The organism is Micrococcus lacusdianchii (assembly GCF_023155805.1).
In the GTDB taxonomy this organism is placed as follows: domain Bacteria; phylum Actinomycetota; class Actinomycetes; order Actinomycetales; family Micrococcaceae; genus Micrococcus; species Micrococcus lacusdianchii.
Genome location: NZ_JAKNUW010000003.1, coordinates 1 through 16,657, shown reverse-complemented (window position 1 = coordinate 16,657; position 16,657 = coordinate 1). Strand labels below are relative to the sequence as shown.

Sequence of the window (16,657 nt, the reverse complement as noted above, 5' to 3'; positions counted from 1 at the left end):
TCTCGCGGTCGGTCGGTCTGCTGCGGCGTGAGGGGGTCGGCGCACGCGGGGCCGGGCGACTCAGGCGGCTGGCGCGCCGGACGCGGGGTCCAGCCCCATGAGCCTCACGAGCTCGGCCGCGGCGCGCTCCACCGTGTCGTTGACGACGACGGCGTCGAACTCCGGCTCGGCAGCGAGCTCCAGTCTAGCCGTTTCCAGACGACGACGCTGTTCGGCGGGCCCCTCCGTGCCGCGGCCGACCAGACGGGCGACCAGCTCATCCCAGCTGGGCGGTGCCAGGAACACGAACGTCGCCTCGGGCATGCTGCGGCGCACCTGGCGCGCCCCCTGGAGGTCGATCTCCAGCAGGACGGGGCGGCCGGCGGCCACCGCGTCCATGACACGGTCGCGGCGCGTGCCGTACCGGTGGGCCCCGTGCACGAGCGCCCACTCGAGCATCTCGTCCCGCTCCACCAGGCCGTCGAACTCCTCCGGGGTGGTGAAGAAGTAGTGCACCCCGTCCTCCTCGCCCGGGCGCGCCGCGCGGGTGGTGGCGGAGACGGACAGCCACACCTGGGGGTAGTGCTCGCGGATGTAGGCGGACACGGTTCCCTTGCCGACGGCGGTGGGCCCGGCCAGCACGGTCACACCGGCCCCCGGGGCCGGGGGACGGGAGGGTGCGCGCTCGCCGGGGACGGGGGGAACCGGGCCGAGGTCGTCGAGGGTGCTCACGCGGTCTCCTGGGTCACGGGCGCACGATGGCCCGCCGGGAGCGGCCCCGCGCCGCGGGTGGGATGGTCACCGGCCAATATAGGCGATCAGCGCCTCCCGCTGACGGCGGCCGAGCCCCTTGAGCCGGCGTGCCGGGGAGATCTCGCAGGAGGCCATCATGGCCGTGGCGCGGACGGCGCCGACGCCCGGCAGGGCCTGCAGCAGGTCCGCCGTGCGTAGCCGGCCGATGGCCGGGTCCCGGTCCGCACGGTCGAGCACCTCCGCGAGGGAGACCTCGCCCGCGGCGAACGCGGACTTGACCTCCGCACGCTCCTGCCGGGCGCGCAGCGCCTTCGCCCGGGCCTCCGCCCGCTCCTCCGTGCTCAGCTGCCGCAAGGCCATCCGGCCACCCGCCTCTCCTCGTCCCGACCGGGCGCTCACGCCACCGGTTCCGCCGTCAACCCACCGAAAATCGTTCGGTCAGAAGGGGAAACTACCACCCGTTATCTGACGCGTCATGTTCCTCGTCCCGACGTCAGCCGGCGGCCAGCTCCGCCCGCGCGGCCTCGATGGCCCGGGCGAGCGCTCCGGCCTCCGGACCCTGCCGGAGGATGCCCCGCGAGGAGGTGGCGAGCACCAGCGGCCACGCGGGTCCGAACCCGACCCTCATGCCGGCCGCGGTGGCCCCCTGGGCCCCGTAGCCCGGGGCCAGCAGCGCACCCCGCAGGACCGCCAGGTCCACGCCCAGCGCCGCTGCCCGGTCTGCCACCGTGGCGCCCACGACGAGTCCGACCGGCCCCCAGTCGTCCCCCGTGGCGAGGCGGGCGTTGTCGGCCGCGGCCGCCGCCACGATCCGTGCCGCCACGGCCCCCTCGGCCTCGGTCGCGCCCGCGTGCTGGACCGAGACGCCCTCGGGATTGGACGTCAGCGCGAGGACGAACACGCCCCGGCCGACGCCGTGGGCGCGCTCGACCGTGGCCGCCAGCGTCCCGTACCCGAGGTACGGGCTGAGGGTGACCGCGTCCGCGGCCAGCGGGGAGGCCGGATCCAGCCAGGCCGCGGCGTAGCCGTCCATGGTGGAGCCGATGTCCCCGCGCTTGGCGTCGGCGATCGTCAGCACGCCGGCGTCCCGGGCCCGGGCCAGCAGGCGCTCGAGGACCGCCACCCCGGCGGAGCCGTGGCGCTCGTACAGGGCCACCTGCGGCTTGAGGGCCGCCACCCGGGGGGTCCCCTCCCCCGCCGCGGCCTCGAGCGCTCGCGCGGAGAACTCCTCGAGACCGGCGGGGGTGTCCCTCAGGCCCCACGCGGCGAGCAGGCTCGGATGCGGGTCCACGCCCAGGCAGAGGGGCCCGGCCTCGGCCATGGCCTCGGCCAGGCGCCGGCCGAAGGGCGCGGGGGCGCCGTCGGTTCCGTTCACGCGCGGGCCTCGGCGACGGCGTCGGCGAGGCGGACCTCGTGCTCCTGGAGGGAGGTGACCGACCACTCGTAGGTGCGCATGGCCTCGATGGCCTGCAGGCACGCGGCGAACTCCGCCGTCGTGGTGATCACCGGCACGCCGAGCGAGGTCGCGGCCGCACGGATCTCGTAGCCGTCCGTACGGGCCTCACCGCCGGAGGGCGTGTTGAGCACGAGGTCCACGCGTCCGGCGTGCAGCTGCTCGAGCACGGTCCCGGCGCCGTCGGCGTCCGTCGCGGCCGCGATCTTGACGACGACCTCCGCGGGCACGCCGTTGCGGCGCAGCACCTCGGCGGTGCCCCCGGTGGACACGATATCGAAGCCGAGGTCCACCAGGCGCTTGGCCAGGCCCACCACGGTGCGCTTGTCCCGGTTGGCCACGGACACGAACACCCGTCCCTCGGTGGGCAGGGGGCCGCCGGCCGCGGCCTGGGATTTGGCGAAGGCCGTGTCGAAGTGCTTGTCGATGCCCATGACCTCGCCGGTCGAGCGCATCTCCGGCCCGAGCAGCGAGTCGACCACGCGTCCCTCCGCGGTGCGGAACCGGGTGAAGGGCAGCACGGCCTCCTTGACGGCCACGGACGCGCCCAGCGGGAGGGCGCCGCCGTCGTAGTCCGACGGGATCCGGCCCTCGGCGCGCAGGTCCGCGAGCGTCCAGCCCATGCCGATCAGGGCGGCGGCCTTGGCCAGCTGGACGCCGGTGGCCTTCGAGACGAAGGGCACCGTGCGCGAGGCGCGCGGGTTGGCCTCGATCACGTAGAGCACGTCCGAGGCCAGGGCGAACTGGATGTTGATCAGGCCTCGCACGCCGACGCCGGCCGCGATCTTCTCCGTGGCGGTGCGGACGCGCTCCAGCACGTCGGGGCCGAGGGTGACCGGCGGCAGCACGCAGGCGGAGTCCCCGGAGTGGATGCCGGCCTCCTCGATGTGCTCCATGACGCCGCCCAGGTAGAGCTCGGTGCCGTCGTAGAGGGCGTCCACGTCGATCTCGATCGCGTCCTCCAGGAAGCGGTCCACGAGCATCGGCTGGCTCGGGGTGATCTCCGTGGCGTGGCGCACGTAGTGGGCCAGCGCCTCCTCCGTGTAGACGATCTCCATGCCGCGCCCGCCCAGCACGTACGAGGGGCGCACGAGCACCGGGTAGCCGATCTCGTCCGCCACGCGCTTGGCGTCCTCGAAGGACACCGCGGTGCCGTTCTTCGGGGCGATCAGGCCGGCGTCGTCCAGGACGCGGGCGAACTCGCCGCGATGCTCCGCCAGGTCGATCGCGACGGGCGAGGTGCCCAGGACCGGCACGCCGGCGTCCTCGAGCTGCTGGGCCAGCTTGAGCGGGGTCTGGCCGCCGAGCTGGACGAACACGCCCGCCACGCCGCCGGAGGCCTCCTCCGCGGCGATCACCTCGAGGACGTCCTCGAGGGTGAGCGGCTCGAAGTACAGGCGGTCCGAGATGTCGTAGTCGGTGGAGACCGTCTCCGGGTTGCAGTTCACCATGACGGTCTCGTACCCGGCCTCGCGCAGGGCGAGCGTGGCGTGCACGCACGAGTAGTCGAACTCGATGCCCTGGCCGATCCGGTTGGGCCCGGAGCCGAGGATCACCACGGACTCCTTCTCATGCGGCTGCACCTCGGTCTCCCGGTCGTAGCTGGAGTACCGGTACGGCGTGAACGCCTCGAACTCGGCGGCGCAGGTGTCCACGGTCTTGTAGACGGGGCGCACGCCCAGGGCGTGACGCACGCCGCGCACCACCGCCGCGTCCATGTGCCGCAGCGAGCCGATCTGGGCGTCGGAGAAGCCGTGGCGCTTGGCGCGGCGGAGGACCGCCTCGTCCAGCTGCGGGGCCGTGCGGATCTCGTCGGCGATCTCGTTGACCAGCATGAACTGGTCCAGGAACCACGGGTCGATCCTGGTGGCCTCGAACGCCTGCTCGAGCGTGGCGCCCGCGTACAGCGCCTGCTGGGTCTGGGTGAGGCGGTGCGTGGTGGCGGTGCGGGCCTGCTCCAGGAGGGCGGCCGGGTCGGCGTCGCGGTCGAAGGCCAGCTCCGAGCCCTTCTGCTCGAGCGAGCGCAGGGCTTTCTGCAGGGCCTCGGTGAAGTTGCGGCCGATCGCCATGGCCTCGCCCACCGACTTCATGGTGGTGGTCAGGGTCGGGTCCGCGGCAGGGAACTTCTCGAACGCGAAGCGCGGGACCTTCACCACCACGTAGTCGAGCACCGGCTCGAACGACGCCGGGGTCTTCCGCGTGATGTCGTTGGGGATCTCGTCCATCGTGTAGCCCAGGGCCAGCTTCGTGGCGATCTTGGCGATCGCGAAGCCGGTGGCCTTCGAGGCCAGCGCCGAGGAACGGGACACGCGCGGGTTCATCTCGATGACGACGACGCGCCCGTCCTCCGGGTTCACGGCGAACTGGATGTTGCAGCCGCCGGTGTCCACGCCGACCTCACGGATGACGTTGATGGAGATGTCGCGCAGCTTCTGGTACTCGCGGTCCGTCAGGGTCATGGCCGGGGCCACGGTGATGGAGTCGCCGGTGTGGACGCCCACCGGGTCCACGTTCTCGATCGAGCAGACCACCACGACGTTGTCGTTGCGGTCCCGCATCATCTCGAGCTCGTACTCCTTCCACCCGAGGATGGACTCCTCCAGGAGCACCTCCGAGGTGGGCGAGTACTGCAGGCCGGCGCCGCAGATGCGGCGCAGGTCGACCTCGTCGTAGGCCATGCCGGAGCCGAGGCCGCCCATGGTGAAGGACGGGCGCACGACCACGGGGTACTTCAGGTCCTCGACGGCGGCGAGGGCCTCGTCCATGGTGTGCACGATGTGCGAGCGGGCGGACTCGCCGCCGGAGCGCTCGACGACGCCCTTGAACTTCTCGCGGTTCTCGCCCAGCTCGATCGCGGCGATGTTCGCGCCGATCAGCTCGACGCCGAACCGCTCGAGGACGCCGTCCCTGTCCAGGGCGATCGCGGTGTTCAGCGCGGTCTGGCCGCCGAGGGTGGGCAGCACCGCGTCCGGGCGCTCCTTCTCGATGATCTTGGCGACCACCTCGGGGGTGATGGGCTCCACGTAGGTGGCGTCGGCCAGCTCCGGGTCGGTCATGATCGTGGCCGGGTTGGAGTTGACGAGGACGACGCGGACGCCCTCCTCCTTGAGCACGCGGATGGCCTGCGTGCCGGAGTAGTCGAACTCCGCGGCCTGGCCGATCACGATGGGGCCGGAGCCGATGACCAGGACGGACTTCAGGTCGGTGCGCTTGGGCATGGATCAGGCTCCCTCGGTGGTGGCGGACGCGGCGGTGCCGGCGCGGCGCTCGGCGAGCGCCTGCGCGAAGCGGTCGAAGAGGCCGAGCGAGTCGTGCGGACCGGCGGCGGCCTCGGGGTGGAACTGGACGGAGAAGGCGGGGCGGTCGAGCAGGCGCAGGCCCTCGACCACCTGGTCGTTGAGGGACCAGTGGGAGACCTCGACGCGGCCGTAGCGGGCCTCGGGGGCCTCGACGACCTCCCCGAGGGGCGCGTCGACGGCGAAGCCGTGGTTCTGCGACGTGATCTCCACCCGGCCGGTGGCCTTGTCCATCACGGGCTGGTTGGGGCCGCGGTGGCCGAAGGGCAGCTTGTAGGTGCCGAAGCCGAGGGCGCGGCCGAAGATCTGGTTCCCGAAGCAGATGCCGAAGTACGGCAGCCCGGCGTCGAGCACCTGGCGCAGCACGGCCACCTGCTCGTCCGCGGTGGCGGGGTCGCCCGGGCCGTTGGAGAGGAACACGCCGTCCGGCTGCACGGCCCGGATCGCGGCGAAGTCCGCGTCCGCGGGCAGCACGTGCACGCGGATGCCGCGGGCGGCCAGATGCCGCGGGGTGGCGGCCTTGATGCCCAGGTCCAGGGCGGCGACCGTGGCGATCGGCTCCCCCTCCCATCCGTGGTCGGCGGGCTCGACGACGTAGGCCGCCTCCGCGGTGACGGTCTCGGCCAGGCGGGCGCCGGCCATGGAGTGCTGGCTGCGGACCTCGTCGAGCAGCTCGGTCTCGGGGCGCTGCGCGTCCGCGCCGGAGAAGATGCCGGCCTTCATGGACCCCTCGGTGCGCAGTGCGCGGGTGATCGCTCGGGTGTCCACGTCCTGGATGCCCACGACGCCGTGGGCGGCGAGCTCCTCGTCCAGGGTGCGCTCGGAGCGCCAGTTGGACGGCCGGCGGGCGGCGTCGCGGACCACGTAGCCGGCCACCCAGATGGCGCGGGACTCGGCGTCCTCGCTGTTCACGCCGGTGTTGCCGATGTGGGGGGCCGTCTGGACCACGATCTGGCGGGCGTAGGAGGGGTCGGTGAGGGTCTCCTGGTACCCGGTCATGCCGGTGGTGAAGACGGCCTCGCCCAGGGTGGTCCCGCGCGCGCCGTAGGGCCGGCCGCGGTGCACGGTGCCGTCCTCGAGCACGAGCACGGCGGTCTCGGGGGTCGGGGTGCTCATCGGGCGTCCTCCTGTCCTGCGCGGACGGGGGCCGCGCGGTCGATGATGGTCTGCAGGGCCGCCAGCAGGCGTGCCCGGTCCTCGGGGCGGCGGGGGCGGAAGGCGGAGGTGAGGTCGGCGTCGCCGAGGCGCCAGCCCCATGCGATCAGGCCGCCGGGCTCCGTGAACTTGCCGGCGATCCCGGCGGAGAGGCCGGCCTCCACCAGGTGCGGGGCAGGCACGAACAGCGGGGTCACGTGCGGGCGCAGCACGAGGAGGCCGGGCCGGTCACCCGCGGTGTGGACCTCCAGCACCGCCTCGGAGCGCAGACCGAGCCCGTGCACGGCCACGCGGTCCAGGCGGTCGCGCCCGGACACGGTGCCCACGAACATGCCGTCGGAGCGCTCCGCGGGCTCGCGCTCGAGGACTTCGGCGGGCACCGGCGCGGGCGCGGGGACGCCGGCCTGGCGGCGGCGCCGGCCGCGCCAGCCCCACCACAGCAGCGAGAGCAGCAGGGCGATCACGGCCAGGGTGCCCAGGGTCAGCGGCAGCCACACGTCCCCGTAGTCCTTCATGGGGGTCCGCGGCGCCACGGGGCGCACGCCGGCCAGGGCGGCCGCCGTCGTCGTCAGCGAGGTCGGGGCGATCACGCCGCGCTCCCCTCCGCCGGGTGCCGCACCGGCTCGGCGAGAGCGCCGTCCGTGACCACGGCCCGGCCGCGGTAGACGGTGTGCACGACGGCGCCGGGCAGCTCCATGCCGCGGTAGGGGCTGTTCCGCGAGCGCGTGGCGTGGGTCTCGGGGTCGACGGCGCGGCGCACGGCGGGGTCCCAGAGGACGAGGTTGGCGGGGGCGCCGACGGTGGGCACGCCGGCCTCGTCCGCCTGGCCCTGCTCAGGGAGGCCGCCGATGCGGGCCGGGGCCACGGACATCGCCCGCGCCACGCCGGACCAGTCCATCAGGCCGGTGTCCACCATGGCGTGCTGCACCACGGACAGGGCGGTCTCCAGGCCGGTCATGCCCATGGCCGCCACGGTCCACTCGCACTGCTTGGATTCGGCGGTGTGGGGGGCGTGGTCGGTGCCGACCGTGTCGATCGTGCCGTCCGCGAGCGCCTCGCGCAGGGCGCGCACGTCGGACTCGCGGCGCAGCGGCGGGTTGACCTTGAACACGGGGTCGTAGCTGCGGACGAGCTCCTCGGTGAGGAGCAGGTGGTGGGGGGTGACCTCGGCGGTGACCTTCACGCCCTGCTCCTTGGCCCAGCGGATGAGCTCGACGGACCCGGCGGTGGAGACATGGCAGACGTGCAGGCGGGAGTCCACGTGCCGGGCGAGCAGGACGTCCCGGGCGATGATCGCCTCCTCGGCGACGGCGGGCCAGCCGGTCAGGCCGAGGACGCCGGAGAGCTCGGACTCGTTCATCTGGGCGCCGGCGGTGAGCTTCGGCTCCTGCGCGTGCTGGGCCACGAACCCGTCGAAGGACTTCACGTACTCGAGGGCGCGGCGCATGATCACGGCGTCGTGGACGCACATGCCGTCGTCGGAGAACATCCGCACGGCCGCCTGCGAGTCGGCCATCGCGCCGAGGTCGGCGAGGGCCTCCCCCGCCAGGCCGACGGTCACGGCGCCCACCGGGTGCACGTCGCACCAGCCGGCCTCGCGGCCGAGCCGCCACACCTGCTCGACGACGCCGGCCGTGTCCGCCGTGGGCGTGGAGTTGGCCATGGCGTGCACGGCGGTGAAGCCGCCGAGGGCGGCGGCGCGCGTGCCGGTCTCGACCGTCTCGGCGTCCTCCTTGCCGGGCTGGCGCAGGTGGGTGTGCAGGTCCACGAGGCCCGGGAGCAGCACGAGGCCCTCGGCCGGGATCTGCCGGGCGTCGCGGGCGAGGTCGGGCTCGGCGTCGCCGACGGCGGCCACGCGGCCCTCGGCCACGAGGACGTCGGCGGTGTCCCCGGAGGCGAGAGTGGCGCCGCGGAAGAGGAGGGCGGGCAGGTCGGCGGTGGGGGTGCTCACGGGCGGTCCTCCTGGGCGGGGGCGGGCGGGGCGGGGGCGGTGGCGTCCTGGTTCAGCACGAGGTGCAGCACGGCCATGCGCACGGACACGCCGTTGGCCACCTGCTCCAGGACGGTGTTCCGCGGGGAGTCGGCGGCGGCGTCGCAGATCTCGAGGCCCCGGTTCATGGGGCCGGGGTGCATCACGAGGGGCTCCGCGAGCGCGCCGCCGGGACGGGCGCACAGGCGGGCGAACCGCTCCGGGGTGAGGCCCCACGTGCGGGTGTACTCCCCCGCCGAGGGGAAGAAGGCCCCACCCATGCGCTCGCCCTGCACGCGCAGCATCATGACGGCGTCGGGGGCGTCCTCGAGCGCCTCGTCCAACGAGTAGGTGACCCGGGCCGGCCACGCGGCCACGCCCACGGGCAGCAGGGTGGGCGGGGCGGCGAGGGTGACGCGCGCGCCCAGCAGGGCCAGCAGCCACACGTTGGAGCGCGCGACGCGCGAGTGGAGGATGTCGCCCACGATCACCACGTGCATTCCGGCCAGGTCCGTCCCCTCGGGGCGGCGGCCGGCCTCGGCGGCGAGGTGGCGGCGCAGGGTGAACGCGTCCAGCAGCGCCTGGGTGGGGTGGGCGTGGGTGCCGTCGCCGGCGTTGACGACGGCGGAGCGCACCCAGCCGGAGTCCGCCAGCTGGCGGGCCGCGCCCGAGGACCAGTGACGCATGACGATCGCGTCCGCGCCGATCGCCTCGAGGGTCTGCACGGTGTCTTTGAGGGACTCGCCCTTGGAGACGGAGGAGCCCTTGGCGGAGAAGTTGATCACGTCCGCGGAGAGCCGCTTGGCGGCGGCCTCGAAGGAGATGCGGGTGCGCGTGGAGTCCTCGAGGAAGAGGTTGACCACCGTGCGGCCGCGCAGGGCCGGCAGCTTCTTGACCTCGCGGTCGTTGACGGCGGCCATCTCCCCGGCCGTGTCGAGGATGGAGAGGGCCTCGGGGCGGGTCAGGTCGGCGGTGTCGAGCAGGTGGCGCACGGCTCAGCCCTCCCGGGAGGCGGCGGCGGTCTCGGCCGCGGCGTCGGCGATCCGGACGGCGTCCTGGCTGTCCTGCCCGCCGGCCTCGGGTCCGTCCACCTCCACGAGGCGGACCTGGACGCGCTCGGCGGTGGAGGTGGGCAGGTTCTTGCCCACGAAGTCCGCGCGGATCGGCAGCTCACGGTGCCCGCGGTCCACGAGGACGGCCAGGCGGACGGCGGCGGGGCGGCCGAGGTCGGCGAGCGCGTCGAGGGCCGCCCGGACGGTGCGGCCGGAGAACAGGACGTCGTCCACGAGGACCACCACGGCGCCGTCGATCGGGGTGCGCGGCAGCCGCGTGGGCGCGGGGGTGCGCGCGGCGCCCCGGCGCAGGTCGTCGCGGTACAGGGTGACGTCCACCTCGCCCACGGACGCGTCGGCGTCGAACGCGGGGTCGATCCGGTGCAGGACGGCGCTCAGGCGGCGGGCCAGCGGCACGCCGCGGCGGGGGATGCCCATCAGCACCAGACCCGCCGGGCCCTTGTTCGCCTCGAGGATCTCGTGGGCGATGCGCGTGAGGGCGCGGTCGATCTCTGCGGATGTCAGGACGGTGCGTGCAGCACGAGGTGCGGCCGGGGTCTGACCCATGCCGGCGCCTCCTTCCCCGCCTCACAGGACGGTCGTTAAAGGATGCGGTGCGCGCCCGCCGCGCCGGCGCGGGGCCGGGCTCGGGCGCATGTCCGAGGGTACCAGCGCTGCCCGGGGCCGGCGTCGCGGATGACGCCGGCCCCGGGCCGCGGAGTGGGAGCCCACGGGCTCAGGCGAGCAGGGTGGGCTTGACCTGCTGCAGGCGGCCCAGGAGGCCGTTCACGAACTCGGGCGAGTCGTCGGTGGACAGCGCCGCGGCGAGGGCCACGGCCTCGGACACGGCGACGCCGTCCGGCACATCGTCCTGGAACAGCAGCTCCCACGCACCGACGCGGAGGATGGCACGGTCCACGGCGGGCATGCGGTCCAGGGGCCAGCCCCGCGAGTACGAGGTCAGGGCCTCGTCCAGGCGCTCCTGGTCCGCGATCACGCCCTCCACGAGCCGCTGGGTGTACTCGTTGACCTGCAGGTCCGTGCTCTCCCGGCGCGTGCGGATGCCCTCGAGGACGCTCGACCCGCGGGCCTCGGCCTCGAAGAGGATCTCCACGGCGCGCTGCCGGGAGCGGCTGCGGGCCGTGGTCCCCCGCTTCGCGGCGGACGGGGAGGGGGTGTCAGTCATTCACGCGGCCCAGGTAGTCGCCGGAGCGGGTGTCCACCTTGACGCGGGTGCCCTGCTCCACGAACAGCGGCACCTGGATCTCGGCGCCGGTCTCCACGGTGGCGGGCTTGGTGCCGGCCGAGGAGCGGTCGCCCTGGAGGCCCGGCTCGGTGTAGGTGATCTCCAGGACCACGGACGCCGGCATCTCGAGGTACAGCGGGGTGCCCTCGTTCAGGGCGATGACCACCTGGGTGTTCTCCAGCATGAACCGGGCGGCGTCGCCCACGACGGCGGCGGGCACCGTGATCTGGTCGTAGTCCTTGACGTCCATGAAGACGTAGTCCTCGCCGTCCTGGTACAGGTACTGGTAGTCCGAGCGGTCCACCGTGGCGAAGTCCACCTTCGCACCGGCGTTGAAGGTCTTGTCCACGACCTTGCCGGTGGTGATGTTCTTCATCTTGGTGCGCACGAAGGCACCGCCCTTGCCGGGCTTCACGTGCTGGAACTCGATGACGTTCCAGAGCTGGCCCTCGAGGTTCAGCACGGAGCCGTTCTTGATGTCGTTGGTGCTCGCCACGCGGTCTCTCCCGATCTGCTGCGGGCCACGCCGGGCCCGTGTCCTTGTCTGTCAGTGTGCGCCTGCCAGTGTACTGGCGAGGCTCATTCGGCGATCTCCTGGTAGGCCGCGAACAGCAGCGACGCGTCGGGGATGTCCACGGTGACCGGCCGGCCCAGCCCCTCGAGCAGCACGAAGCGCAGCTGGTCGCCGCGGTTCTTCTTGTCCCGGCGGATGCCGTCCAGGAGGGACTGCCAGCGGTCCCCCCGGTAGGAGACGGGCAGGCCCAGCGCCTGCAGGACGGACCAGTGACGGTCCGCCGTCGCGTCGTCGAGCCGGCCCAGCGAGCGTGCCAGCTCCGCGGCGAACACCAGGCCCACCGAGACCGCGGCGCCGTGACGCCACTGGTACCGCTCGGCCAGCTCGATCGCATGGCCCAGGGTGTGGCCGTAGTTCAGGGACTCGCGGGGGCCGGACTCGCGCAGGTCCTCGGACACCACGCGCGCCTTGACGGCGATCGATCGCTCGATCAGCTCGCGCAGCACGGCCGAGTGGGGGTTCTGCGCCTGGACCGGGTCCGCCTCGATCAGGTCGAGGATCTCCGGGTCCGCGATGAAGCCGCACTTGACGACCTCGGCCAGGCCGGAGACCAGCTCGTTGGCCGGCAGGGTCAGCAGCGTGTCCAGGTCCGCCAGCACCCCGGCCGGCGGGTGGAAGGCGCCCACGAGGTTCTTGCCCTCGGACGTGTTGATGCCCGTCTTGCCGCCCACGGCGGCGTCCACCATGCCCAGCAGGGTGGTGGGCATGTGCACCACGCGCACGCCGCGCAGCCACGTGGCGGCCACGAAGCCGGCCAGATCCGAGACGGCGCCGCCGCCCACGGACACCACCGCGTCCGAGCGGGTGAAGTCGTTCTGGCCCAGCACCTGCCAGCAGAAGCCGGCCACCTGCAGGTGCTTGCCCTCCTCGGCGTCCGGGATCTCGGCGGTGAGGGAGACCAGGCCGGCCGCCTCGAGGTCGTTCTTGACGACGTCGCCCGTGGCGCGCAGGGCGCGCGGGTGGATCACGAGGACCCGGCGGACGTGGGGGCCGAGCATGGCGGGCAGCCGCGCGAGCAGGCCACGGCCCACCACCACGTCGTAGCCGCCCGAGGCCTCCGCTGCGGAGCCCCCGGACACGGGGATCACGGTGACCTCCGCCCCGTCTGCGGCGGGTGCGGCGTCGGCGGACGGCGCGGTCTCGATCGGTTCCGGCTGGATGTCCGTCATGGGCGCGTTCGACTCCTCGGGGTCGGGGGGATCATCAGGTCCACGATACGCGAGGCGGCCTCGGACGGGGGTCGGCCGGTGCCGTCCACCTCCGCCCCGGCGACCGCCCGGTACAGGGGGGCACGCTCGGCGAGGATCCGGCGCCACGTGCCCGCGGGGTCACCCGCGAGCACGGGCCGGCCCGCGCCGCCGCCCACCCGGCGCAGCGCCTCCTCCTCCGCCACGGTGAGGCTGACCACGAGGGCGGGGGACGCCGTCAGGCGCCGGCGGGTGGCCGCGCTCAGCACGGCCCCGCCCCCGCAGGCGAGCACGCAGGGCTCGGACTGCTCCAGGACGTGGGCGACCACCCGCTCCTCCTCCCTCCGGAAGGCCGGCTCCCCGTGCTCGGCGAAGAACGCCGGGATGGGGCCGTGGGCGCGCACGAACAGGTCGTCCGCATCAATGAACGCCAGGGACAGCCGCTCGGCCACGAGGCGGCCCACCGTGGTCTTGCCCGCGCCCATCGGACCCACCAGGACGACGCCGACCCCGACCGCCGGCTCCCCGGCGGCACCCTCGCGCCGCGCCCGGGCGGCGGCCAGCCGTGCGTCCATCCCCCGGACCATGGCCTCCCAGGAGGGGGCGAGGTCCACGGGCGAGGGCGCGTCCGTCATGACAGCGGATCGCCCATGGGGCCCTCGCCCCCGCCCTCGGCCGGCGCGTCCGGCAGGGTCGGCAGGGACGCGGTGAACGCCGTGACGTTGCGGCGGGTCTCGGCCACCGAGTCGCCGCCGAACTTCTCCAGGAGCGCGTCCGCCAGCACGAGCGCCACCATGGCCTCCGCCACGATGCCGGCCGCGGGCACGGCGGCGACGTCGGAGCGCTGGTGGTGCGCGGTGGTCTCGGCCCCGGTGGCCACGTCCACCGTGGGCAGCGCCCGCGGGACGGTGGCGATCGGCTTCATGGCCGCGGACACGCGCAGGACCTCTCCCGTCGACATGCCCGCCTCGATGCCGCCGGCGCGCTCGGTCACGCGCCGCGGCCGCCCGTCCTCGCCCCTCGCGATGGCGTCATGGGCCTGCGAACCGCGGCGGGCGGCCGTGGCGAACCCGTCCCCCACCTGCACGCCCTTGATGGCCTGGATGCCCATGAGAGCGCCCGCCAGGCGAGCGTCCAGCCGACGGTCCCAGTGCACATGCGAGCCCAGCCCCACGGGCACGCCGTAGGCCAGGACCTCCACGACTCCACCGAGGGTCTCCCCCGCCTTGTGGGCGCCGTCCACCTCCGCGACCATCGCGGCGGACACCTCGGGGTCCAGGCAGCGCACGGGGTCCGCGTCCAGCCGGTCCTGGTCCTCGGGCCGGGGGAAGGCGTGGTCCTCCGGCAGGGCGACGGCACCGAAGGACACGGTGTGGGAGACGATCCGCACCTCCAGCTCGGCGAGGAACGAGCGGGCCACCGTGCCGAGGGCCACGCGGGCGGCGGTCTCTCGCGCCGAGGCGCGCTCCAGCAGCGGGCGCGCTTCGTCGAAGCCGTACTTCTGCATGCCGGTGAGGTCCGCGTGGCCCGGGCGCGGGCGCGTGAGCCTGGCGTTGCGGGCGAGTCCGGCGAGCTCCTCCGCCGGGACCGGGTCCGCGGCCATGACCTTCTCCCACTTGGGCCACTCCGTGTTGCCCACCTGGATGGCCACCGGGGAGCCGAGGGTCAGGCCGTGCCGGACGCCCCCGAGGATGGTCACCGCGTCCTGCTCGAACGACATGCGCGCGCCGCGGCCATAGCCGAGACGACGGCGCGCGAGCGCGTCCTGCACGTCCTGCGTCGTCACCGGGATCCCGGCGGGCAGTCCTTCGACGATTCCTGTGAGCGCGGGGCCGTGAGACTCGCCCGCTGTCAACCAGCGCACCATGCGCCCGATCCTCTCATGCGCCCCCACGCGTCCCCCGCCGTGTGACCCCACCCGGCAGGGCCGCGGAGCGGAGGGCCTGAGCGGCGGCGCGCGTGACGGCGTCCCAGTCCGGCTCGGGGACGCACCGCTCCCGGCGCGGGCGCTCGGTGAACAGGCGCACCTGCTCCACCCCCTGGTGCAGGAGCATCGCCACGCCGGAGACCACGGTGCCCCCGGCCTCCGACCAGGCGCGGGCGAGCGCGGAGGGCCACGGGTCGTAGGCCGCGTCCAGCAGCGGGGGCAGCGCGGCGTCGGCGACCGCCTCCGCCAGCGGATCCGCCGCGCGCGGCGGCAGGGTGGCCACCACGGCGCGCAGCCGGCCCGCCCCGGCCACGAGCTCCTCCTGCCCGCACGCGACGGCCTCCATCCCGAGGCCGCGGGCCAGCCGGACGACGTCGGCGGCCCGCCCGGGCTCTCGCACCCCGAACCGCACGGCGTCCGCCCCGAGGGCGTGGGCCGCGGCCACGGCGGCCGAGGCCGTGCCCCCGTTCCCGAGGACGCCCACCGTGCCGCCACGGGCGGAGGCGTCCAGGCCGCCGTCGGCCAGGGCACGGACGATCCCGTCCACGTCCGTGTTGTGGGCGAGGATGCGCCCCGGGTGGTCGGGGTGGTCCCGCACCAGCGTGTTGGCCACGCCCAGGGCGCTCACGCGGGCCGTCCGCTCGTCGGCGGCGGCCACCACGGCGGCCTTCAGGGGCATGGTCACGGAGCAGCCCAGCCAGTCCTCGCCGTCGCCGAGGGCGGCGGGCGCCGCGGCGCAACCCGGCGCGCCCAGCCGGTGCGCGAGGAACCCGGCCACCTCGTCCTCGCCCAGGTCCTCGCGGGTGTAGTCCACGTCCAGGCCGAGCACGGCGCACGCAGCGCGGTGCAGGACCGGGGAGAGCGAGTGGGCCACCGGGCGGCCCAGGACCGCCGCGCGCAGGCGGGGGGCGGCCGCCGGGCTCACGAGCAGATCTCCGGGTTCTGGGCGCAATACCGGCGGAACTCCTCCTGGTACTCCCGGTGCTGCTCGTAGGTCTGGGAGAACTCCGTGCGTCCGGTGGCGATGTCCACGGTCACCCAGTAGAGGTCGTCCGAGGTCACCGGGTCCAGGGCGCCCTCCACCGCGGCGTCCGAGGGCATCCCGATGGGCCCGGGCGGCAGGCCCCGGTGCTGGTAGGTGTTGTACGGGTTGGACTCGTCCGCGCGCTGGGCGGAGGTGAACTGCAGGTTCCGGCGGCCGAGGCCGTAGTTGACGGTGGAGTCCACCTGGAGCAGGCCCCGGGTCTCCGCGTCCACGTCGGCCAGGCGGTTCTCGATCACGCCGGCCACGCGGGGGTAGTCCTTCGGCAGGGCCTCGGCCTCCAGGATGGAGGCGACGGTGACCACCCGCTGCTGCTCGGCCGGGTCCGTCACCCCGTGCTGCTCAAGGAACGCCAGGCGGGGCTTGACCAGTTCGGCCAGGATGTCCTCGGCGCCCGCGTCCACGGGCGGATAGTGCTCGCCGGGGTCCAGCCAGCCCTCGAGGCTCGGGGCCTCGGCCGGCACGCCGTACGCCGTGGGGTCCGCCGCGGCCGCGTCGAACTCCGCCCGCGGGATGCCGGTGGACTCGGCCAGGGCGTCGAGGGCCTCGTCGAGCCACTGGCCGCGGCCCACGAGCACGTAGTGGGCGGCGCCGTCGGCCCGGCCCTGCAGGACCGCCAGCGCGTCCGCCGCGGGCATCCGCTCGCGCAGGACGTAGTCCCCCGCCCCGACCGAGGTCTCGCCGGCCTCCTCCGCGGCCGCCAGCACCGCGCGGTCCGAGGCCACGATGCCGCGCTCGTCGAGCCGGGCGGCGATCGAGCCCAGGTCCTCCCCGGGTCGGACGGTGAACGTGACGTCCTCGCCCGAGGCCTCGGGACGGTCCGCCGGCGCGAACAGCCCGCGCGTCAGCCACGCCGCCCCCAGCACGACGGCGAGGGCCACCAGACCCAGCACGAGCGCGGTGCGCAGCCCGCGGCCGGAGCGGCCGCCTCGGGCGTAGGCCCCGTGGCCGGCCGCGGGGGCCGCTCCGGAGGCCCGCCCGCGCGCCGGGGCCACGCGGGCCACCGCGTCCCGGGTGCGCGCGG

At 74.6% G+C, this 16,657-nt stretch carries 16 protein-coding genes; all 16 read right to left on the bottom strand.

The annotated features are described in order from the left end of the window. Positions 1 to 60: 60 nt before the first annotated feature. The gene (gmk, locus tag MA879_RS02515) at positions 61 to 711 is read right to left on the bottom strand and encodes a guanylate kinase (protein WP_418001207.1); all 651 of its coding nucleotides are present in this window, start codon (positions 709 to 711) and stop codon (positions 61 to 63) included. Positions 712 to 777: 66 nt separating this feature from the next. After that, a complete protein-coding gene (gene mihF / locus MA879_RS02510) occupies positions 778 to 1,092 on the bottom strand; it encodes an integration host factor, actinobacterial type (RefSeq protein WP_248123147.1) in 315 nt (104 codons plus the stop codon). 133 nt (positions 1,093 to 1,225) lie between these two features. Next, entirely contained in the window at positions 1,226 to 2,107 is an 882-nt protein-coding gene (pyrF, locus tag MA879_RS02505; protein WP_335342029.1) for an orotidine-5'-phosphate decarboxylase, read from the bottom strand. Beyond that, positions 2,104 to 5,403: a carbamoyl-phosphate synthase large subunit gene (carB, locus tag MA879_RS02500; protein ID WP_248123145.1), complete on the bottom strand. Its 3,300-nt coding sequence runs from the start codon at positions 5,401 to 5,403 to the stop codon at positions 2,104 to 2,106. Before carB ends, pyrF begins: the two co-directional genes overlap by 4 nt. A 3-nt stretch (positions 5,404 to 5,406) precedes the next feature. After that, positions 5,407 to 6,597, bottom strand: coding sequence for a glutamine-hydrolyzing carbamoyl-phosphate synthase small subunit (carA, locus tag MA879_RS02495; protein ID WP_248123143.1), 1,191 nt, complete (start codon positions 6,595 to 6,597; stop codon positions 5,407 to 5,409). Then, positions 6,594 to 7,226: a PH-like domain-containing protein gene (locus MA879_RS02490; RefSeq protein ID WP_248123134.1), complete on the bottom strand. Its 633-nt coding sequence runs from the start codon at positions 7,224 to 7,226 to the stop codon at positions 6,594 to 6,596. Before MA879_RS02490 ends, carA begins: the two co-directional genes overlap by 4 nt. Then, the gene (locus tag MA879_RS02485; RefSeq protein WP_248123132.1) at positions 7,223 to 8,587 is read right to left on the bottom strand and encodes a dihydroorotase; all 1,365 of its coding nucleotides are present in this window, start codon (positions 8,585 to 8,587) and stop codon (positions 7,223 to 7,225) included. The genes MA879_RS02490 and MA879_RS02485 overlap by 4 nt, the downstream gene beginning before the upstream one ends. Next, the gene (locus MA879_RS02480) at positions 8,584 to 9,597 is read right to left on the bottom strand and encodes an aspartate carbamoyltransferase catalytic subunit (protein WP_248123130.1); all 1,014 of its coding nucleotides are present in this window, start codon (positions 9,595 to 9,597) and stop codon (positions 8,584 to 8,586) included. The genes MA879_RS02485 and MA879_RS02480 overlap by 4 nt, the downstream gene beginning before the upstream one ends. Before the next feature lie 3 nt (positions 9,598 to 9,600). Continuing rightward, complete coding sequence (pyrR, locus tag MA879_RS02475; RefSeq protein WP_248123128.1) at positions 9,601 to 10,224, bottom strand: bifunctional pyr operon transcriptional regulator/uracil phosphoribosyltransferase PyrR; 624 nt, start codon at positions 10,222 to 10,224, stop codon at positions 9,601 to 9,603. 169 nt (positions 10,225 to 10,393) lie between these two features. After that, positions 10,394 to 10,843 (bottom strand): transcription antitermination factor NusB, encoded by a 450-nt coding sequence (gene nusB, locus MA879_RS02470; RefSeq protein WP_135030973.1) that lies wholly within the window; start codon positions 10,841 to 10,843, stop codon positions 10,394 to 10,396. Then, a complete protein-coding gene (gene efp / locus MA879_RS02465; protein WP_248123120.1) occupies positions 10,836 to 11,399 on the bottom strand; it encodes an elongation factor P in 564 nt (187 codons plus the stop codon). The genes nusB and efp overlap by 8 nt, the downstream gene beginning before the upstream one ends. An 83-nt stretch (positions 11,400 to 11,482) precedes the next feature. Then, the gene (gene aroB, locus MA879_RS02460) at positions 11,483 to 12,646 is read right to left on the bottom strand and encodes a 3-dehydroquinate synthase (protein WP_248123118.1); all 1,164 of its coding nucleotides are present in this window, start codon (positions 12,644 to 12,646) and stop codon (positions 11,483 to 11,485) included. Next, positions 12,643 to 13,299: a shikimate kinase gene (locus tag MA879_RS02455; protein ID WP_248123117.1), complete on the bottom strand. Its 657-nt coding sequence runs from the start codon at positions 13,297 to 13,299 to the stop codon at positions 12,643 to 12,645. The genes aroB and MA879_RS02455 overlap by 4 nt, the downstream gene beginning before the upstream one ends. Beyond that, complete coding sequence (gene aroC, locus MA879_RS02450) at positions 13,296 to 14,531, bottom strand: chorismate synthase (protein WP_248123116.1); 1,236 nt, start codon at positions 14,529 to 14,531, stop codon at positions 13,296 to 13,298. Before aroC ends, MA879_RS02455 begins: the two co-directional genes overlap by 4 nt. A 13-nt stretch (positions 14,532 to 14,544) precedes the next feature. Further along, positions 14,545 to 15,516 carry a shikimate dehydrogenase family protein gene (locus tag MA879_RS02445; RefSeq protein ID WP_248123114.1) on the bottom strand — a complete coding sequence of 324 codons (972 nt, stop codon included), beginning with the start codon at positions 15,514 to 15,516 and terminating at the stop codon, positions 14,545 to 14,547. Further along, the coding region (locus MA879_RS02440; RefSeq protein WP_248123112.1) for an endolytic transglycosylase MltG at positions 15,513 to 16,657 on the bottom strand (1,145 nt) is incomplete at its 5' end. The genes MA879_RS02440 and MA879_RS02445, both read right to left, overlap by 4 nt.

What these genes read in the sequence shown, in the direction of transcription:
- aroC (WP_248123116.1), bottom strand. Translation starts at nt 14,531, where the DNA reads ATGGTGCGCTGGTTGACAGCGGGCGAGTCTCACGGCCCCGCGCTCACA.
- aroB (WP_248123118.1), bottom strand. Translation starts at nt 12,646, where the DNA reads ATGACGGACATCCAGCCGGAACCGATCGAGACCGCGCCGTCCGCCGAC.
- carB (WP_248123145.1), bottom strand. Translation starts at nt 5,403, where the DNA reads ATGCCCAAGCGCACCGACCTGAAGTCCGTCCTGGTCATCGGCTCCGGC.
- nusB (WP_135030973.1), bottom strand. Translation starts at nt 10,843, where the DNA reads ATGACTGACACCCCCTCCCCGTCCGCCGCGAAGCGGGGGACCACGGCC.
- mihF (WP_248123147.1), bottom strand. Translation starts at nt 1,092, where the DNA reads ATGGCCTTGCGGCAGCTGAGCACGGAGGAGCGGGCGGAGGCCCGGGCG.
- carA (WP_248123143.1), bottom strand. Translation starts at nt 6,597, where the DNA reads ATGAGCACCCCGACCCCCGAGACCGCCGTGCTCGTGCTCGAGGACGGC.
- pyrR (WP_248123128.1), bottom strand. Translation starts at nt 10,224, where the DNA reads ATGGGTCAGACCCCGGCCGCACCTCGTGCTGCACGCACCGTCCTGACA.
- MA879_RS02455 (WP_248123117.1), bottom strand. Translation starts at nt 13,299, where the DNA reads ATGACGGACGCGCCCTCGCCCGTGGACCTCGCCCCCTCCTGGGAGGCC.